This window comes from Bifidobacterium sp. ESL0800, assembly GCF_029395355.1.
Taxonomy (GTDB): domain Bacteria; phylum Actinomycetota; class Actinomycetes; order Actinomycetales; family Bifidobacteriaceae; genus Bifidobacterium.
Genome location: NZ_CP113913.1, coordinates 1,723,653 through 1,742,400 on the forward strand (window position 1 = coordinate 1,723,653; position 18,748 = coordinate 1,742,400).

Annotated in this window: 12 protein-coding genes; 4 read left to right on the forward strand and 8 right to left on the reverse strand. The window is 57.4% G+C overall.

The genetic code is table 11. The features are described 5' to 3' along the window. Window positions 1–25: 25 nt before the first annotated feature. Together OZX75_RS06730 and OZX75_RS06735 are read right to left on the reverse strand one after the other, a co-directional pair. Window positions 26–1,309 carry an MFS transporter gene (locus OZX75_RS06730; RefSeq protein WP_277145884.1) on the reverse strand — a complete coding sequence of 428 codons (1,284 nt, stop codon included), beginning with the start codon at window positions 1,307–1,309 and terminating at the stop codon, window positions 26–28. Window positions 1,310–1,607: 298 nt separating this feature from the next. Beyond that, window positions 1,608–2,909 carry a putative ABC transporter permease gene (locus tag OZX75_RS06735; protein WP_525930288.1) on the reverse strand — a complete coding sequence of 434 codons (1,302 nt, stop codon included), beginning with the start codon at window positions 2,907–2,909 and terminating at the stop codon, window positions 1,608–1,610. Between the two features lie 488 nt (window positions 2,910–3,397). On the opposite strand from OZX75_RS06735, the gene OZX75_RS06740 reads away from it, so the two are divergent. From OZX75_RS06740 to OZX75_RS06755, 4 genes are all read left to right on the forward strand, one after another. Continuing rightward, window positions 3,398–3,709, forward strand: coding sequence for a toxin (locus OZX75_RS06740; protein WP_277145887.1), 312 nt, complete (start codon window positions 3,398–3,400; stop codon window positions 3,707–3,709). Between the two features lie 38 nt (window positions 3,710–3,747). Continuing rightward, window positions 3,748–4,074, forward strand: a complete 327-nt coding sequence (locus OZX75_RS06745) for a YlcI/YnfO family protein (RefSeq protein ID WP_277145888.1) — start codon at window positions 3,748–3,750, stop codon at window positions 4,072–4,074. Between the two features lie 176 nt (window positions 4,075–4,250). Then, window positions 4,251–6,854 (forward strand): YhgE/Pip domain-containing protein, encoded by a 2,604-nt coding sequence (locus tag OZX75_RS06750; RefSeq protein WP_277145889.1) that lies wholly within the window; start codon window positions 4,251–4,253, stop codon window positions 6,852–6,854. Continuing rightward, entirely contained in the window at window positions 6,851–9,424 is a 2,574-nt protein-coding gene (locus tag OZX75_RS06755; protein WP_277145890.1) for a YhgE/Pip domain-containing protein, read from the forward strand. The genes OZX75_RS06750 and OZX75_RS06755 overlap by 4 nt, the downstream gene beginning before the upstream one ends. Before the next feature lie 256 nt (window positions 9,425–9,680). On the opposite strand, the gene OZX75_RS06760 is transcribed toward OZX75_RS06755, so the two are convergent. From OZX75_RS06760 to OZX75_RS06785, 6 genes are all read right to left on the reverse strand, one after another. After that, complete coding sequence (locus tag OZX75_RS06760) at window positions 9,681–10,472, reverse strand: ABC transporter ATP-binding protein (RefSeq protein WP_277145891.1); 792 nt, start codon at window positions 10,470–10,472, stop codon at window positions 9,681–9,683. Between the two features lie 56 nt (window positions 10,473–10,528). Beyond that, a complete protein-coding gene (locus OZX75_RS06765) occupies window positions 10,529–12,202 on the reverse strand; it encodes an ABC transporter permease (protein ID WP_277145892.1) in 1,674 nt (557 codons plus the stop codon). 7 nt (window positions 12,203–12,209) lie between these two features. Beyond that, window positions 12,210–13,577, reverse strand: coding sequence for an ABC transporter permease (locus OZX75_RS06770; RefSeq protein WP_277145893.1), 1,368 nt, complete (start codon window positions 13,575–13,577; stop codon window positions 12,210–12,212). A gap of 223 nt (window positions 13,578–13,800) precedes the next feature. Further along, window positions 13,801–15,075: a Fe-S-containing protein gene (locus OZX75_RS06775; RefSeq protein ID WP_277145894.1), complete on the reverse strand. Its 1,275-nt coding sequence runs from the start codon at window positions 15,073–15,075 to the stop codon at window positions 13,801–13,803. A 359-nt stretch (window positions 15,076–15,434) separates the two neighbouring features. After that, on the reverse strand, window positions 15,435–16,082 hold the full coding sequence (locus OZX75_RS06780) for an iron transporter (protein WP_277145895.1): 648 nt from the start codon (window positions 16,080–16,082) through the stop codon (window positions 15,435–15,437). 325 nt (window positions 16,083–16,407) lie between these two features. Further along, window positions 16,408–18,150 carry an FTR1 family iron permease gene (locus tag OZX75_RS06785; RefSeq protein WP_277145896.1) on the reverse strand — a complete coding sequence of 581 codons (1,743 nt, stop codon included), beginning with the start codon at window positions 18,148–18,150 and terminating at the stop codon, window positions 16,408–16,410. Window positions 18,151–18,748 lie beyond the last annotated feature (598 nt).

The following is an 18,748-nucleotide window of genomic DNA, read 5'->3' on the forward strand; positions in this document are numbered from 1 at the left end:
TCTGGTGAAAGCGAACGAAAGTCCGTCACTTAAGGCCCTTGACGAAACAAATGGTGATAGCGGCCAAAATGCAGAAGACAATCATCAGGACAAACGGCCAGGTGTAGCTGCCGGTCGCACCTACGATCGCACCCGTCACGGCCGGAGCCATGACCTGCGGACCGGCATTGGCGATATTCATGATGCCCAAATCACGTCCGGCGTTGGCGACGTTGGGGAGCACGCGGCTGGTCAGCGCTTGGTCGACGGCCATATACGAGCCATATCCCAAACCGATGAAGGCGGTCGCAATCCATGCGCCGGTCTTGCTGGGGACGAGCCAATACACAAAGCCGCCAGGCACCATGATCAACGTCGAAGCGCCGACGAACAGCGCAAGATGGCCCACTTTATCAGCGATGAACCCGCCAAGCGCGGACGCTATTACTCCCAGGACCGTCGAGAATCCGGTCAAAGAGACCATGAAGGCCGAAGCCTTGTTGATGTCGCCGATGCCGATGTGGTCACGAAGAATATAAAGCTGGAACGACATGATCACGAAATAGCCGAAAACCATGAAGAAACGAGCGATGAAGGTCCACCAATAGTTGCGAGCCTCCTTGAATCCGGGGAGCAGTTTGCCGCCCTTGACGGCTTTCTTGTCGGTTTTCACGCTCGCCGTCGGCACCGAGATATCCTTGGTGGTCCATGCGAAAATCTGCGTGATCGCCAGGAAGATGGCGCAGATGAACACATAACCGTTGAAGACCTTCGGCGACAATCCAGCCAAGGCGACACCGATAAAGGAACCGACCATGTTGGTGCTGCCGAGCAGGCCGGACATGAATCCGCGGTTCTTCACCGGAACACGCTTGGGAAGCACGGTGGTCAACGCGGCCTGCACCGAGTTCAGAGGCCACATCATCGCCGCCCAGGAAATCGTGAGCAGCAGCGTCGAATGAATCTGCGATTGGAGCATCAGGCCGATCACGCCCACGATGCCGGCGCCGAAAATCCATACATTACGACGCCCGAGGAACTTCACCTTCGTATGGTCCGAAAGCCAACCGACCACCGGCTGGGATATCACGCTCGAAATCGAGGCGATCGAGGTCACCGTTCCAAGTGCCGCGGCGGAAGCGGCCGCCCCCGGCACGATGGCCGCCACCTGTTTGCCGAGCAGCACCTGCATCACGCCGCCCCACACCATGAACATCGCACCGTTGGCGATGGGGTAGATGAGCCACAGCCAAGGGCTCATCGTCGCAGGCCCGTCGTCTCCGCTGCGGACCGCTGTCGAGCTTGTTGAACTTCCATGTTCGTCCGTCATTGAATCTCCTTCCAACTTCATTGTCGCGAAAGTATTGCGTCACGCGATTTCTATTGACGCGCGTCACTGACGCGTGTCAAAACAGCATCATATGGCTTTCTTTTGTCTGTGTCAACTTATTACCGGTTCAACGCCGTAAGTAAGGTTCCGCATGTTGAAGCTGCCAACGTAGTCTTAAACCAATTTGAACATACAAATACTGAAAAAATACCGTATTTAGGCCGCTGCAATCGCATCAGCGAATCAAATATGGCAACACCAGGGAATCAGCGCAACCAAGGACGGGAACGGAAAAAGCTTACGCCCTACCGGACCACTTCGGGTTGATGCTCATGGTCTGGAAACGCTGCTGCATCACCGAGTCGCCAAAATGTTCGCCGAAGAAGCGGGCGACCGGCGAGGTCTGCGGCAGGCCGGCGATACGGCCATACCAGCTGTCCAGCGCCATCAGCGTGACCGCAATGTCGATAAGCATGAATACCAGCGCAACGGCCGTCAGCGCGTAACGCCACTTCCACGGGATGAGATTGATGAATTTCAAGATCCTCGGCAGCAGTTCGCGCAACCAGATCAGGCCCGCCAACCCCCAGAAAACCATGTACTTGCCGCTGGTCTTCCCGCCAAAAAGCGGCAGCCAGTCGTTCGAATAGTTCCACGCGATGATGCCGAACGCAATCTGCATGAACCACGCCACGAACGCCTCGAACAGCCCGCCGATAATCGCGCTGGAGAAGAAAATCAGGACGGCGTTGGCGTGCCAGAGGCGGTTCAGGCACATCGTCAGCACCACAACCCCGAAGCCGTAAATCGGCGAGAACGGCCCCCAAATCAATCCCGCACGATCCTGCCACTCGTTGAAGAAGATGAGATGGTAGATTTCCTCGACAATCAGCCCGCCGACGCAACCGACCACGAAAAGCCAGAACACGTTGAAAACATTGAGTTCGACGTAGCCTTTGCCGCTCGGGTCACGGCCGAGCATGCCAGAGCCTTTGGCTTCAAAGTACTCGTCACGCTCGTCCATCCGTTTGAGTTTGCGCTGCACCGCACGTTCGCCGATCAGCGCCGGGTCGAGCGCGATGGCGAGCGCCACCAGAATCGCGATCTGAACCAGCGAAAGCCCGACACCGATTCCAAGCCCCTGCAATGCCAACGAAAGCATGCCCTGAGCCACGGTCAGCCCCATCAACACGTAGGCCCATTGCGCCGCATGTTTGCGCATATTGCGCAGCAGCATGACGCCGAACACGATGAGGGCGGCGGCGTTGACCAGCGAGACGACGGCCTGTGCACAAGTGAGCAGGAACGTCAGGTCCAGCGCATCGACCTGAAGTCTGCCGGCAAGAAGCTCACGGACACTATCGAAAATCGCAAAGCCGACGTAGGGCACACCCACCAATCCGGTAAATAGCACGAGCACGCCGTAAATCCGACCGATAAGCGTCAGGTGCTGACTCGCCTGATTTGCCAGATTATGCGAGGCGCCACGCACCCCTTCGGCAGCTCTGGTGGCCGAATGCACCACAGCACCCGCGGCGGAACCGGCGACCTTGCCAAGTGCTTTCGGCGACTTGCCCCGAGCATCTCGCGAAACGGGCATTGTGGTCGATCGGTTCACACGTTCGGTATCGGAGTTGCCAGAATTACCGGAATTACCGACATTGCCAGAATTATCGAAACTATCGGAAGCAGCTTTCATCGCCCCGCTCCCCTCATCTCGTTCAACAAACAGCCATCGCCTATTCTCTACAAGGCTACTCGCCGCAGCGCCCGCAACCAAACGAAGCGCCGCATTATTCCAAGACCGAACACGACATCATAACGGCAGTTTGCCTCACCAAGTTTCCCGCAATCTCCAAGGCAAAGCGAGCATCGATATATTGTCGGTGCCCGCTTTTGACGTTCCAATGCCATGCGCCAATACACCATGTTGTCCACAATTCCGTCGATAAGCCAGCCACTTATCCCCTTATCCACATTTCTCTCTTTTCCATTTGCTTTCAAGAACCGTTCTTGGTTTGCTTGACGCACCAGCGGCCCGCGACGAATGCAGGCAAGAACCGAAACCCGTCTACAGAAAGGAGCGACGTGTCTTTTGAAAACGATGAAAATAGTCCAGAAGCATCCGATGGATTTATGTGGTACAATATTCAAGTATTTCCGCTTCGCTCAGCTTTTAAGCACGGCGTGAGCGAAGAAGACATGCGTCATGTTTTTGAACACCCGAATATGGTAATAGATCCAAAAGAAAGTCCAGCCAGAAAATTGTACTTAGGATTTGACACCATCGGCCGACCATTGGAAGTGATAACAATGATGGTAAAAGGCGGAGAAGCCATCATACATGCTATGCCAATGCGGAAGAAGTACATCTCTGGACTTGAGAAAGGACAATTATGAAAGACGGAATACTTGATTTTGACGACTTTCCACCAGACGTGGCAGCAGACTTGCGGGCTGCTGCCGAGGAGGCAGAACGCGGCTACACCGACGAGCAGCTACGTCACGCCAAAGTCCGCTATCCGGGCCATCCGCTGCTGACCGCACGAGTGAATCTGAGCAACCGTATCATCAACACCGTCACCGACCACCGTCGCCCAGGGCGGCCGCTGGCCGTGGGGAAAACGCGCGCCGACAGCGTGATCCGCGTGCGGCTCGACAGCGCACGCAAGAACGCGCTCAAAACCTATATGAAGAAGCACCACATCACCAATCTGAGCACCGCCGTCCGGCAGCTGCTCGACATCGCCCTGGCCGCCGAATAATCCTGCCAGTATTCACGCACATTGCGCTCATGACAGAAGATTCCGGGGGCCGAATAGGGTGATACATCGGATGCGGTAACTCATCCCGTTCAAAACCGGCAGATATAACAACAACCGTCGGCAGTAGAAAACAGAAACCTGCATCCGAATCGTCATCAACTTTCAAGGAGCCCGCTATGAGCAATGTGCTGGCCATCGTGCGACGCGACATCGTGCGCCTGTTGCGCGTGCCGGCCGCATGGGTGGTCCTTTTCGGGCTCATCTTCATTCCCCCGCTCTACGCATGGTTCAATATCGCCGGGTTCTGGAACCCCTACGGCAACACGAACGGCATCAAGGTGGTCGTGGTCAACAACGACCGCGGCACCGACTCCAAAGCCATCGGAAAGATGAATATGGGCGACCAGATCGTCCGCCAGCTCAAGGGCAACAAGCAACTTGGCTGGAAATTCGCCGACCAACACGAGGCCATGCAACGCGTTCAATCCGGGGAAAGCTACGCCTCCATCGTCATCCCGAAAGACTTTAGCGACCGTGTCGCCGGCGTCATCGAGGGGCGCAACGCACGTCCGACACTGGAATATTATGTCAACGAAAAGGCCAACGCGCTGGCCAGCCGCATGACGGACACCGGTGCTTCGACGGTCGACAGCCAGGTCAACGAGACCTTCGTTTCCACCGTAAGCAAAGTGGTCTCCGGCATTGTCAACAAAACCGATACCGATATCAATGCCAAAGCCGATACAGCCACCGCCAGCACCCTCGCCGACCTCAACAAGGCACAGCAATCCGTCACCGAGATACGCGACAATATCGCCGATTTGACGACGACCCTCAACGACGTTCCCGACAAGACGAAGACCGCCCGGAGCACGCTTGACAAAACGCAGAAGGCCGGCGCACAGACCTCCAGACAGCTCAAGGACGTCTCCTCCGCAATCGGCAATACGCAAAACGCCCTCAATGATTTCAGCAACAACGCCGGCGGTACCCTCGACCAAAGCTCCAGTCTGCTTTCACAGGCTAGCGCGAACGCCAATATCGCCATCAACTCGGTCGCGGCAGGGCTCACGAAAGCCAATGGAGACGTGGGTTCGGCACTGTCGACGGCTCAGCAGATCAACAAGGACACCGGCAGTCTTATCAGCCGCTTGGAGGCGGCAGGAGTGCCGGGAAGTTCAAGCGTGGTCGCCGACCTCAAGGCGCAGAACCAGCGCCTCGGCGATTCCATCAACGCCTTGAACGACCTCAATTCCAGCAAACATCTCGGCGCGACGGTTTCCAACACCGTCTCCGCGGCCAATGGTATCAACACTTCCACGCAATCGGCGTTGGGTAACGTTGCGAGCGCCAGAAAAACCATCGCAACCGGTGCGTTGCCTCAGCTGAACAACGGCCTCAACGGCCTTTCGACGGTGGCCGCCACATCTTCGGCCAACCTCGCTTCGCAAGGCTCGTTGATTACGCAATCCACGCTCGTGCTGGACCAGCTTGACCAAGACGCCGCCACGGCGGCCAAAGCCCTTGCCGGCACCGACAAAGGTCTGGCGAACCTGCAAAGCCATCTTTCCACGCTCACCACCGACGTCACGGCTCTTTCCAGCTCCTCCGCGCTCGGTAGCTCCGGAATCCTGGCGAAATCCGTGGGCGGCAACGGCAAGCTCGATGCGGCGAAAATCGCGGATTTCATGCTCTCGCCCACCGTTCTCGACACGAAAGTGGTCTATCCGGTCACCACGTACGGTTCCGGCATGGCACCGCTGTTCACGAACCTGACGCTGTGGGTCGGCGCGTTCATGCTGGTGGTGCTGATGAAGCTGGAGGTGGACGACGAAGGACTGGAAAACGAACCCACACCGGGCCAGCGCTATTGGGGGCGCTGGATTCTTTTCGCACTGATCGCCTCAGTGCAAGCCATCGTCACCGTGCTCGGAGAGTTGGTCATCGGCGTGCAATGTCACAACGTGCCGATTTTCATCATCACCGCAATGCTCGCCTCAATGGTATACGTCAGTATCACCTACGCGCTCTCGACTTCGTTCATGCATGTCGGCAAGGCGCTGTGCGTGGCGCTGGTCATCGTTCAGATCCCGGGCTCGTCGGGCATGTACCCCATCGAAATGATGCCGAAATTCTTCCGCGACATGTACCCCTACTTCCCGTTCACCTACTCCATCAACGCGCTGCGCGAGACCATCGCGGGCTTCTACCATGCCGACTGGTTCATCAACATGGGCAGGCTCATGATTTTCGCCGTCCTGTTCTTTATCCTCGGGCTCGCGGTCAAGCCGCATATGGGCAATCTGCAGAGCCTGGTCGACCGTCAGCTCAAAGCCAGCGGTATCATCACCAACGAACCCGCGCTACACAAAACCCACGAATACCGGATTTCGCAAGCCCTGAGCATGTTGGCAGACAAAGAGGAATACCGCGCCGGCATCGAGGAACGCGCACGGAAATTCGCTCTGCTCTACCCCAAGCTCATGCGCGGGGCGCTGGCTTTCGGCATCGCCATTCCGGCGGCCATGGCCATCACCTTCTCGCTGACCACCGGCACCAAGGTGATTGCGCTGGCCGCGTGGGTCATCTGGTTCCTTGCCACCATCATTTTCCTGGTTGTCGTCGAATCTATCCGTGACAGCCTCGCCCGTCAGGTACGCCTTGGCAATCTTGAGGACGACGCCGTACGTTCGTTGCTCTACGAACGCCAGCGACCACGCGGCAAGAAGGCACAGGCAAAGGTCCTTCGAAGCAACACGATCGGAGGCGACCAGCGATGAGAACGATCTGGAGCCTCTTCCGCGGCGACTTGCGGCGCATGACCAGCAATATCATCTCGATCATCATCCTGATGGGGCTGGTCGTCATCCCCGCGCTGTTCACGTGGTTCAATGTCACCGCAAGCTGGGATCCGTTCGGCAACACGAAAAACCTCAAATTCGCGGTCGCGAGCGTCGATGATGGCTATTCCAGCGATCTGATGCCAGTGAAAATGAAACTTGGCGACCAGGTCATCGGCCAGCTTCGTGCCAACAGCCAGCTCGACTGGACGTTCACCACTAAAGACAAGGCTATTGAAGGCACCAAGGCGGGCACTTACTACGCGGCGGTCATCATTCCCAAGGATTTCAGCCGCAACATGATGACCTTCTTCTCCTCAAACGCCAAACATGCGACGCTTGAGTATTACACCAATGAGAAGAAGAACGCCGTCGCCCCGAAGGTCACCGGCCAAGGCGCCGACCAGATCTCCAAAGAGGTCAACGAGATGTTCGCGAAGACCATCACCAGCACCGCGCTGAGCGTGGCGAACGGACTTTCGAAGCAGCTCGATTCCTCGGACGCCCGCGGTCGCCTGACCACATTCAACGGCAATATCAACGATCTGGCCAGCCAGCTCAACGATTCCGCAACAAGCGTGGACGCCTACGCCAGCCTTATCGACGTCTCCCAGACCCTGCTTTCCAGCTCTTCGGCCCTGCTTTCCAACGCTTCGAACGATGCCGGCAAATCATTGCGACAGCTCAACAAGGCAGCCGGCAGCGTCAAAGACGTTTCGGGTGCGCTCAACACCGCAACTTCCACGCTTTCTCAGGCTTTGAACGCCAGCAGTTCAGGAAACGCGACCATCGGCACAAGCATCGGCAACGCCTTCGACAGCGTCGGCAAATCTTCCGCCGACGTTTCGGCGACGCTGCGCAAACAGGCTGGGCTCATCGGCGAGCAGGCGGCGCAATATCAGAAAATCCGGGATACGTTGGCCGGGTTGCCGGCGGCCCCGACCGACACACTTGCCACTCTTGATAGCATCATCGCAAAGCAAAAGGCTCTGCAAACCGCTCTGGACGCTTCGGCCAACGACCTTGAAGCGAAAACCGGCGACGCGGCACGGCAACGCGAGCAAATCATCGACCTCGCCAAGCAATCAAAGTCCGCCATCGACGGGCTCAACGCCGACCTTTCCGCAACCTTGAAACCCCAAATCGCAAACATTACCGCGTCGCTTGCCTCGGTTTCCGGCACACTGAGCGGCACCGGCACGGACCTCAACAACGCCGTGACCGCGCTGAACGACACCACCAACCAGGCCAGCGGCAAACTCAAGCAGGCGCAGGCAACGCTCAGCGGCACCTCCGCCACGCTTTCGGCGGCCAGTGGCAAGCTGACCACATTCAGCAGGCAATTTACCGATGCGCTGGACAGCGGCGACATGGCCAAAGTCAGGAAGCTGCTTTCCGACGACCCCGACAAGCTCGCGGCCACGCTTGCCGCACCTGTCGCGCTCAAGCGCAACGCCGTGTTCCCGGTCGAGAATTTCGGCACATCGCTGACGCCGTTCTATACGTTCATTCCGCTCTGGGTCGGCTCGCTGCTGATCGCGCTGACCATCAAAACCGACGTTTCACGTGAAACAAGACGCAGGCTAGGCGAGATCGGCTCTGGCTGGAGCTGGTTGCGCAAACGACAGCGCAGGTATCAGCGTCAGAAGCGACGCAGCTCCGAAAGCAGGGCCGGCATCGGGGCCGAAACGTCGCCTGCCGTTCTTTCCTCTGCGACTGCTGCCAGCATGGCGCAAAACCATGCCACAGACGTTGCTGCACTTGCCGGAGACGGCAATGACAGCGGCAGCAACAGCACGCTTGGAGACGTACTGTCGGCGAATCCGGGAACCCCAGACGAGGCCAATACGCTCGTTCTCAATCATCCAATCGACGCCGATAACGAAACCACACAACGGATGGGCGTAACCAGAACTAACGTCGATACCGCGCCCCAGACTGTTGCAGAGCCTGTCTCGCCAGATGACGAATCCGTCCCCATCGACGACGCCGGACGCCTTTTCACCGAACCGAAACCCTACCAGCTTTTCCTCGGTCGTTTCGGCATCTTCGCTTTCATCTCGTTGCTGCAGAGCACCTTCTCCTGCGCCGGCACGTTGCTCTTCCTGCGCGTCCACGCGGTTCATCCGATGCTGTTCATGCTTTCCGGCTGGATTTCCGGCCTGGTCTACGCCTTCGTCATCTATACGCTCGTCGCCTGCTTCGGCACCATCGGCAAGGCGATGTCGGTAATCGTGCTTGTCATGCAGATTTCCGGTTCTTCCGGTACCTACCCGTTGCAGGTGCTGCCGAAATTCGTGGCGGTCATCAATCCGTTCCTGCCGGCCACCCACTCGATCCAGGCCGCTCGCGCCGCCATCGCCGGCATCTACCAGAACGATTTCTGGATCCAGCTGGGTATCGTCCTGATCTACGCCGCCGTGATGCTTGTCATCGGCCTGCTCATGCCGAAACCCTCGAAATTCAACACCTGGTTCTCCGGCCAAATGGAGCGCACCAAGCTAATCTAAAGCCCCGAGACCAAACCATCAGTACCAATCCTAAGCCTCCGAAATCTCGGCCATCGATATCAGCAGCTCATCGAATCTCCTGAATTGGCAAGGCACCCGATACCGTCCGGCTTCTTATTCCAATATGATCCTGGCACCATTGTCGGGAAAAAGGTGGCCAGACCGGTCAACGCGTCAATACCTCGTATCGGCTCTGACAGACAAATACCCGAATACCATGTATTGCCATAGACAGCGCAATTCCAGCCGATAGCCGTCAGCCCTGCACCTTGGCGGCCTTGGTCGGGTTGACGAACGAAATCGGCGCGTCACCTTGCTGCGCGCCCTCGACCTGCGCACCCGTGGAAGCCGGCTTGCCTCCCGCAGCCTCGTATGCCTCGCGCGCCCTGTCATCGTTCCACTGCTCGCCGACCAGAATGCCGTGGTTCAGCATGATCTCACGCTGCGCACACGAGGCGACCAGCGCATCGTGCGTCACGACGATGATGGTCGTGCCCTGCTCGTGCAGCTCACGGAAGAGGTCGAGCACGATCTTCTCGTTCTTCTCGTCCAAATTGCCGGTCGGCTCGTCGGCCAAAATGAGCTTCGGATGGTTGATCAGGGCACGGGCGATGCACACACGCTGCTGTTCGCCGCCGGAAAGCTCGCTCGGCAGGTGCTTCGCGCGGTCCTTCAGCCCGACGTGGTCAAGGGCTTCAAGTGCTTCCTGCTCGTCGACCACCGAATGGTAATACTGTGCCACCATGACGTTCTCGACGGCGGTGAGATGCGGCACGAGGTAGAACTTCTGGAAGACCAAGCCGATGACGTTCTTGCGCACGTCGGCCAGCTGGGTGGCGTTCAGATCGTTGAGTTCGCGGCCCTCGAGCGTCACTGAGCCCAACGAGGGCGAGTCCATGCAGCCGATGATGTTCATCAGCGTGGTCTTGCCAGACCCGGACGAGCCGACGACCGCGAGCCACTGCCCTGCCGGCACGGTGAGGCTGAGGTCATCCACCGCGTGAAGGTCACCATAGATCTTCGAAATATGATCAAGTTCGAGCAGCATAGCCACTCCTTTCAATAGTTTCTTACACTGTTACGTTTATTTCCGCAGGACTTTCGTCATTCTTCCTGCAGCACGACGGCCGGATCGATCCGCACCGCGTTGCGCACCGGCGGCAGCGACGCAAGCACCGCGACCAACATCGCCACTACCACGGATGCGAGCGCCAACGGCCAGTTGAGAGAAAGCTTCTGCCCGAAAACGGAAGCGCTCAACGCGCGCGCGAGCACATAGCCGATAGCTGTGCCGAACAATCCGCCAATCAGCCCATAAAGTGCCGCTTCAACGGTGAATTCCACCGCTATGTTCCGTGATGAAGCTCCAAGCGCCTTGCGCAGACCGATTTCGTTGCGACGCTGAGAGACGATGGACGAAATCGTGGTCCCGACGCCAACGAGCGTCAGCACGAGCACAACAACCGTCACAATCCAGAACAAGGTCTGCAGCATCGTGATGATGTGGACGTTGGACGAGGTGATTTTCGTGACCTTCTGCGCCTTGGCATTGAGCGAGGCCTTCTTGTTGATACTGCTTACGAGACTGCTCAGACCAGCATCCGACGTATCGACCGAAAATTCGACCACATCCGCCCCACGCTCAAAGCCGGTGAGCTTATCGACGTCGAGGTTGTTGGCATAGACCATGTCATCCTCGCTGCCGCCGGTGTCGACGATGCCGTCCACGCGGAATTCCATACCGCCTGCGTTGGGAGCGGTGGGCTTCCACTCGGCCAGCTGGACGGAACCGGAGTGATTATCGGCATTGTTGACGGCTGAATCTGTCGAATTCCATTTCACGAGGTTGACGGAACCGGGGCTTACGACAGACATCTTCACACCTAGCATGCTTTGCGTGTTCGTAACCGCCATATCCATATCCGACATATCGGGGGCCTTGGCCTCCGCCGATATGTCGCCCAGCGCCTTGCCCAGCTTGTCCTTCACCGTCGCGTCAGCCATACCCTGCCGTACATCACCGGCATGCGACGAATCGGACATCTTCATGCCCTTCATGTTTTGCATGTCATGACCTGACGAATTGCCGTTTGCCGACGCGGTTGAGCCGGTGCCGGAATCGCCGGTATCGCTGCTACCGCTAGTCGAGCCGTTCGAACCCGAGCTTCCATTGCCCGAACCAGCGCTACCGGAACCATTAGAACCATTGGAACCATCAGTTCCGCCAGTCGCGGCGGCCACACTTTTACCGGGGCTGTATTTGATGGTGATAACCGAGCCGATCTTGGCGTCAAGCTTCGTCGCCGCGTCGCGTCCGAGCATCACCCCGCCGTTCGACGGCCACTTGCCCTCTACGCTCCAGTGATGATTGAGCGCCTTCACATCGTGCGGGTCAATGCCCGCCACCACGAACGGCAACGAGTTGATACGCGTGTTCTCGTACCGATACGAAGCCGAGCGCTCGGAACCGGCGTCTTTGACCGCAGTATTCAGCGATGTAACACTTTCCCGGTCGAATCCGGAAGTTGCGGCATTGGCGCCGTCGGAACCTTCAACAGCCTTTCCACCGACGGTCCGTTGCGTCGGCGTGACGATCAGATTGGCACCATAAGCCCGCATTTCCTCATTCATCTGCTGCGGCACCGCCACACAGATGGCGGCGAGACAGAAGAGCGTCGCCGCACCCACCAGGGACGCGACCACGGCCATCAACGCTCGCGAGCGCCGCCGAAACACCGCGCTGAACAGCATACGGAAGAACATCTGTCGATTTGTCATTGAATGTTTACCTTCCATGCAGCACCTCCGCCGGACGCAGGTGCAGAATCGAACGGATCGAGGAGAACGAGGCAATCAGAATGGTCACAGCCAAAAGCACGAATACCAGCACGAATACCATGGGCCGCATCGCCACTCCCGAGCCGAAAACGACATGCCCGATCACTTGTGCGAGCACCGAGCCGAGCCCTGCACCGACCAATCCGCCAATCAGTGAAATGACCGCCGTTTCGGTGAGCATCAGCCTTGAAACCGCACCGTCCGTCGCGCCGATAGCCTTCAAAAGCGCCAGTTCCGAACCGCGCTCACCGATTGAAGATGCCATGAGATTGGCCACGGCGATGGCCGCTGCGATGAGGCTCAACGCGGTCATCAAAATCATCACGGCCTGTGTCTTATGCAGCACGTCGCCCTGCAACGCCGCCACCTGCCGTACCTGCTTGGCAACGGCCCCGGGCATGACCTCCTCGATCTGATAGGCGATTGAAGACGGATAGGCCGTGCAATACCAGGTCTCCCACTCCTCCTGGCTCAGTGCCGCAGGGTCTTTCTCGGCCTTGCGTGCCAACGCGTTCTCGGGAGTGGTGAGCGCCTTGACCTCGATTTTGTCGATGGAATCCGGCAAATCGGAGAGCCTCTGAGCCGACCACGAGGGAATGTACAGACCGCTCGAATCATTGTCGCCCGAATCGAAAATCCCGACGATCCGCACGCGCTGGCTGCGATGCTGTCCGTCGGCCGCGACCTTGGAAACCGTAACGGTCTGCCCGACTTTGGTATGGGTGGCACCGGCCAGTTCCTTGCCCATCATCCCCTGAACAACGCCGGCTTTGTCGGTATCGACCGAGGCCGCTACGACCTTGCCGGTTCCCGCAGCCCCCGTTCCATCCTTGGCCCAGGCCCCGTCGATTTTCCACCACGAACGCATGCCCCTGACCCCGGCGACCACGCTTTCACCGGTTGCCAGCGGCACTTTCTTGGAAAACCACGTCCCCGTCACCGGCACATTACGCCCGTCGATCATGGCGTTCACGTTGAGCTCCGGCGCAAAATCGGTGATATTAAACGCCCAGAACGTCGTTTTGATGCTGGGCACGTCCGATTCCTTGAGGAACGAGGTCGGGTCCGCGGTTTCGGCACCATTACCCGCGTCGGCGGTATTGTACAGATCCGACACCACCGCGTCGGCCTTGGGACGCACCACGATATTCGAGCCGTACGTCGACAGTTCGGCATTGAGCTTGTCGCCCACATCGAAGACGACACCGAGCATCGCCACGCAGATTGTGGCCGACAGGCATACGGTCACCGCAATCAGCAACCGCCGCTTGAGCTGCCGTGAAAACGAGCGAAACACCATTCGTAACAGGAACATTACCGTCACCCTCTTTTCATCACAAAACTGTTGTGCTCATCTATGGTCCAGGCACGGCAACGCAACCAATCCGTTCTGTCCCGACATGGGTTCGCGGCATAATTCCGCTTCTGAGCCACAAACCCATGATGAGGGGCTTCCAGAACATGGGTTCGCGGCATCAACCGCCGTCCAAGCCCAAAAACCATGTTGGAATAATCGTGCATGAGCGTCATCGCCTCCCTTATTCCTTGAAATGCGACGACAACGCGTCGAGGTCGGAGGTGTGGATGGTGATTTTGCCGTGCGACGCCTCGAACGGGAACGGTATCGGGTTGCATCCGCCCTTGAAGCCGATGGTCGCCACGTTCATCTCCACTTCGCAACGCTTGCAGATGATCTTGCCGTCTTTTTCGTAATAGCCCGCGTCGCCGCAGGTCAGGCAGGCGTCAAGGCCGACGCCGTAGGAGCCGCCGTTCTTCTTGATGATGATGAAGCGCATCACCGTGCCGTCCTTGGCCTTGTACTGGAAGCGGTGCAGATGGCCATCGTCCACCTTGCTGAAGGCGATGGTAGCGATGCCATTGTGCTGCGAATACCCTTCCGGCGGCGAAAGTGAAGGTTGTTCGTGGACTTTGGCCACGCCTGCAGTCAGCGCGACCGTCACCACAATCATGGCAATCAGGCTCCATATTCCTGCAGCTTTGGCACGACGCCGGAACGCTTTGTGCTCGCGGACCACGGCATCGTTCGGTCCGGTGAGCGGCTTGCGGAAGCCAGCCACAATCGAGGCGATGACGGGGATGATGAAGACCAGCACCGAAGCGATGACCAGTTTCATATCATTATTCGCCGCCAGAATCAGCACATTAAATGCAGTTCCATCGAATTCGACGAACATCATCGACATCAGCAGCGAGCAGAGCTGTGTCAGGTGGCGAATCAGCAAAACCAGCAGCATCAGCATCGAAGCCACCAGGAAACTGCCGCGCACGGCGGTCGTGCGCATGGTGCGGAAAATGGCCGCCACCACAACGGCTGCGGCAATACCCAAGGCGAAGCCAAGCGCGCGCAGCAGCATCTTGGAAGTGAACGGAGATTCGCCGGTCTCCACAAAACTGGTCAGCTGCATGAAAACGTCTTGCGAGGCAAAGAACGTGGTCAGGGCAATGCCGATCGCGCAGACCGCGTTAGCCACATGGAGTCGAACCGGATGCTTGTGCCAATCGTGCACCAGCCCCTTCGAACAGGCCATAATCGCCAGAATGAGTACGTCGCACACCACGCAGCCAATGAGTACCGGCAGATTGACCCCGGAGCGCCGATCGACGATGACCAGCACGCGCAACACCGTAAAGATCAATGCCGCCACAATCCCGACGAGCAGCCCATAAAGCCGCCAACGCCGGCTCACCGGCCTATCGCGCCCCTCGCCCACACCGAGCAGTACGCTCAGCGTCATCACGAGCAGCGCCGGCGCCACCATCCCCGGCAGCGCCCCCACAAATTCCTCGAGCATTTCTCGAATCCTTATCCTTGCCAATCATCACAACTCGGCAGTTTGCAACTCATCATTAAGAGATCAATGATGCGGTTCATACCAGTTGCTTTACAATATGGCGAACATTTACCTCGGAATAAGTTGAATTCCCTGAGTGGTGGAGGAAGGGGACATGCTTGCTGAGGAGTAAAGCTTGGCCTAAGCAAAATCAGAGATTTTGCCTTCGCGCTCGATACATCGCGCTCACCTCGCCTACGAGAAGCCCACAGGGCTTCCCGCTTAACGGCTCAGCCGGTAAGGGTTCCGAAGCAAGTATTTCCCTCCTCCGCCACGTCATTCATTTTTCCACCACGTCAGTTAGTTATCTGCGGAAGCAGTCACCATTGATGCACGACGTAGTTCCAGTCGAAGCTCGCCACGATCGGTTTGGTCCAGAAACGTCCCTTGACGCCGGTATCCGGGTCGACGTGCAGCGTCCAGCCGTTGGTTTCGGGGCTGTAGATGGTGTAGGTGAGCTTGTACTGCCCGGCCTTGTCGAGCTTGATGTTCGCGCCGTAGTGCGGCCCGTCGTCGGCGTTCATCTCCATGAACGTGCCGTCCTGCTTGTTGTTCGGGTCGTTCTTGTCCTGGATCTGGTACTTGACGGTGAGCTTCGGGATGAAGTCGCCGGTGCCATAACCCAGGTTGTTGTCCTTCAACGCGTGGATGTCGGCCTCGAGGTGCAGGTTCGACTCGGCCGCGGAAAGTCCCATCCCCTGCGGGTACATATCGACCGGTTGGAAGTAGACGGTCGCGATGTTGAGCGGGAAAATCTGCTGGTCGTGTCCGATCGGAATCTCCTCGAACTTCGCACCGTTGCTGTTGGCCTTCTTCTGAGCGCTCTGCGAGGATGACGACCCAGCCTTGCCCTTGTCACCCGAGCCGGAAGCGGAGCCCGAGCCGTTCGACCCGCACGCGGCCAACGAGAACGCGAGCGCCCCGGCGACCACAGCGGTCAGCAGGCCGGTGAGTTTGCTTTTCTTCATTGTTTTCTCCTATTTGTTGTGTAATGGTTATTACTCTGTTTTGTTTCTGTCCGCAGTTGTATAAGACGAATCCGGCAACCGCTCAATCAATACGTGCCAAGCCATATCGCAGCTTTCCCTGTAAGGGGAATATCCGTCATCTGTCGAACGTCTATGTGTGCCGAACGATTTTGTTCACCGCTTGCTCCCGGAACCGTTGGAGCCGGCATCATGATCAAGCCACTAACCGCTGTCATTGTGATCGCCTGACCGCAATAGTGCCGAATATCCGCAATCGCAGACCACACGATACAGGCCGCACCTGCAGCGAATCCCGTTTTCTCATCTATGCCAACGCCTCCTTGCAATCAGAAGATCCGGCACTTTTCGCCACCTTTTCGCGGTGCTTGCGAATACCGAAAACGACGAACAACCCGATAATCACCACGGCGGCAATAATCTGCGCGACGATGGTTTCGGTATACGGATAGAGCCCGAGCCATTCGTTGGTCGGCATACTTGCCAGATACGTTCCGTTGACGGCGTCTCCTTCGATGAGCGAGTGCACGCCGCCACCTGCGAACGTAACGGCCAAGACGGCCAACAACACCGACGTGATCAGGAAGAACGGATGCAGAGGGATATGTACGGAAGTGAAGCGAATCAGTACAAAGACGATAATCAGCACGACCGCAGCCGCCAAGCCGCCAATCCACATGCCGCGCGAATCCTTCGTCATCGAATAGACGCTCTGATAGAACATCACCGTCTCGGCGCCCTCGCGGAAGACCGCTAGGAAGCTCAGCATGGCCAGTGATACCACCCCGGCGAACGTCAGTGAATCAGCCGCCGCGACATTCGAAATCGCCTTCTTCGTTTTGCTGCCGATATAAGACTTCCACGCCTCGGTATCGGACTTCGAAAGCATCCAGTTGCTGGTGTAGATGAGCATGAGCATCGCGATCAGCGCAACAACGCCCTCCATAATCTCCTGCTGCGGCCCGTTGCCGTTGAAGAACACCGCGAAGAGCACCGCCATCAGCCCCGAACCGATGAGCCCGACAACGACGCCAAAATAGATCCAACGCACCAGTTTCTTGTTGCCACTTTTAAGCATGTAGGCGATAATGGCCGCGACCACAAGCAGCGCTTCAAGCCCTTCGCGTACCAGAATCAGGAATGATTGGCCGATGGAGCTGGTGGCGAATTTCGTAGCGCCGTTGACTTGGGCCTCGGCTCCGCCGTCAAGCTTTTTGGCATCGACAACGAGATTGGCCTTGAGCTCATTGGCCTGTTTTTTGATACTCGCCGGCGCGTCCCCTCGTATCATGGCCTTGCGCAGTTCCTTGAAACAGCTTTCCATATAGGAGACGCGCGAGCCTGAAATCGCGTTCATCACGTTCTTCTCGAACCCGAGCTTTTCGTAATACTGGTAGTAGGCGACGTTCACCTTGTCGGAACCTTTTTCGCCGTCACCGGCTTTGGCAGCGGCAACGCCCTGATCGATGACCTTGCCCATTTGCCCGGCCACTTGGAGCCAGGTGCGGTTCCCTTTGCCATAGAACTTGGTCTTCTTGTTCTTCTGCAGCACTTTGCGCTGCGCCTTGACCGTCTGCTCGATTTGAGCCGCGTACGCCTTGGGCTTGGCCAGATTAGGACTGGCGTCGAGTTGCGCTGCAGCCGTTTCCAGTTCGTTGGAAAGCGCGGCAATCTGCGAGCCGAGATCGGCTCCATGTCCGTAGCTATACGTCAGTTGCTGTACGGACTGGAACTGGCTCATCTCGCCTTGCTGACGATCGGCACCAAGCGTCTCCTGCACAGCCCTGCCGAAATTGGATGCCGTGTATCGTGTCGCAACCGCGCTCATCTGCGAGGCGGCCGTGGTCCTGTCTCCGGAAGCATACGTGCCATCGACCTGTTCAAGCCCTTTATTAAGCTCTTTGGCCACCCCGCCCCAAGTGTCATCTTCTGCTGTAACCGTATCTGCCGCCGGCCGTACCGAATGGCCCTGATTCTCAAGGCTTGCATGCGATAGGAAAACACCGTTTACTAACGCTGAACCGCTAGACTGCGCCTGTTCCTTAGCCATCGCTGTTTCATCGGAGTACGGGTATTCTGAAGCTGTTTGATTACTTTGTACCAGTTGATCTGCTTCAGCTTGACGATTTGAATGTTGCGAAGCATTCGAGCTTATCGAACTTGCAGATCCACCGTCTGCTGCGATTGCAGGACTCTGCGCTACCAACAGCGACGCGAGCATCGCCATTACCGCCAGCAATGGCATCAGCGCCACAACTTTGGCCAGTCCTGTCCTCACACGCATTGCCGCTCCGCTTCACTCTGTTCCGCGACAGTGTTGTGCCGCAGTGTCTACAGAGTAAAGGAAAAACCTACAGAAAAAAAGACTTGTTTTTTAAATTTTTTTATGGTACAAACGTCGTTATTTCAACCTTTTGTGACATTCTATCTAATTGACGCATGGTGACCTGCATATTTGCATGGATTAAAACCAAAAAGAAAGATATGTTATCCGCACACTTGGCAGCCATCAATTGACAGACGTACCGCCCGCCAGATATGGGGTTTCCAGATGAGCAAGCCTGGAAACACGACAAAAATACAGATTGGTACAATTCAACCGAGTCGCCGAGTGGCACGACTATGCGCGTCGAATTTCCAACGGTAAT

Coding starts and splice junctions, on each gene's coding strand:
- OZX75_RS06730 (WP_277145884.1), bottom strand. CDS start 1,309: ATGACGGACGAACATGGAAGTTCAACAAGCTCGACAGCGGTCCGCAGC.
- OZX75_RS06735 (WP_525930288.1), bottom strand. CDS start 2,909: ATGCCCGTTTCGCGAGATGCTCGGGGCAAGTCGCCGAAAGCACTTGGC.
- OZX75_RS06750 (WP_277145889.1), top strand. CDS start 4,251: ATGAGCAATGTGCTGGCCATCGTGCGACGCGACATCGTGCGCCTGTTG.
- OZX75_RS06755 (WP_277145890.1), top strand. CDS start 6,851: ATGAGAACGATCTGGAGCCTCTTCCGCGGCGACTTGCGGCGCATGACC.
- OZX75_RS06760 (WP_277145891.1), bottom strand. CDS start 10,472: ATGCTGCTCGAACTTGATCATATTTCGAAGATCTATGGTGACCTTCAC.
- OZX75_RS06765 (WP_277145892.1), bottom strand. CDS start 12,202: ATGACAAATCGACAGATGTTCTTCCGTATGCTGTTCAGCGCGGTGTTT.
- OZX75_RS06770 (WP_277145893.1), bottom strand. CDS start 13,577: ATGTTCCTGTTACGAATGGTGTTTCGCTCGTTTTCACGGCAGCTCAAG.
- OZX75_RS06775 (WP_277145894.1), bottom strand. CDS start 15,075: ATGCTCGAGGAATTTGTGGGGGCGCTGCCGGGGATGGTGGCGCCGGCG.
- OZX75_RS06780 (WP_277145895.1), bottom strand. CDS start 16,082: ATGAAGAAAAGCAAACTCACCGGCCTGCTGACCGCTGTGGTCGCCGGG.
- OZX75_RS06785 (WP_277145896.1), bottom strand. CDS start 18,150: ATGGCTAAGGAACAGGCGCAGTCTAGCGGTTCAGCGTTAGTAAACGGT.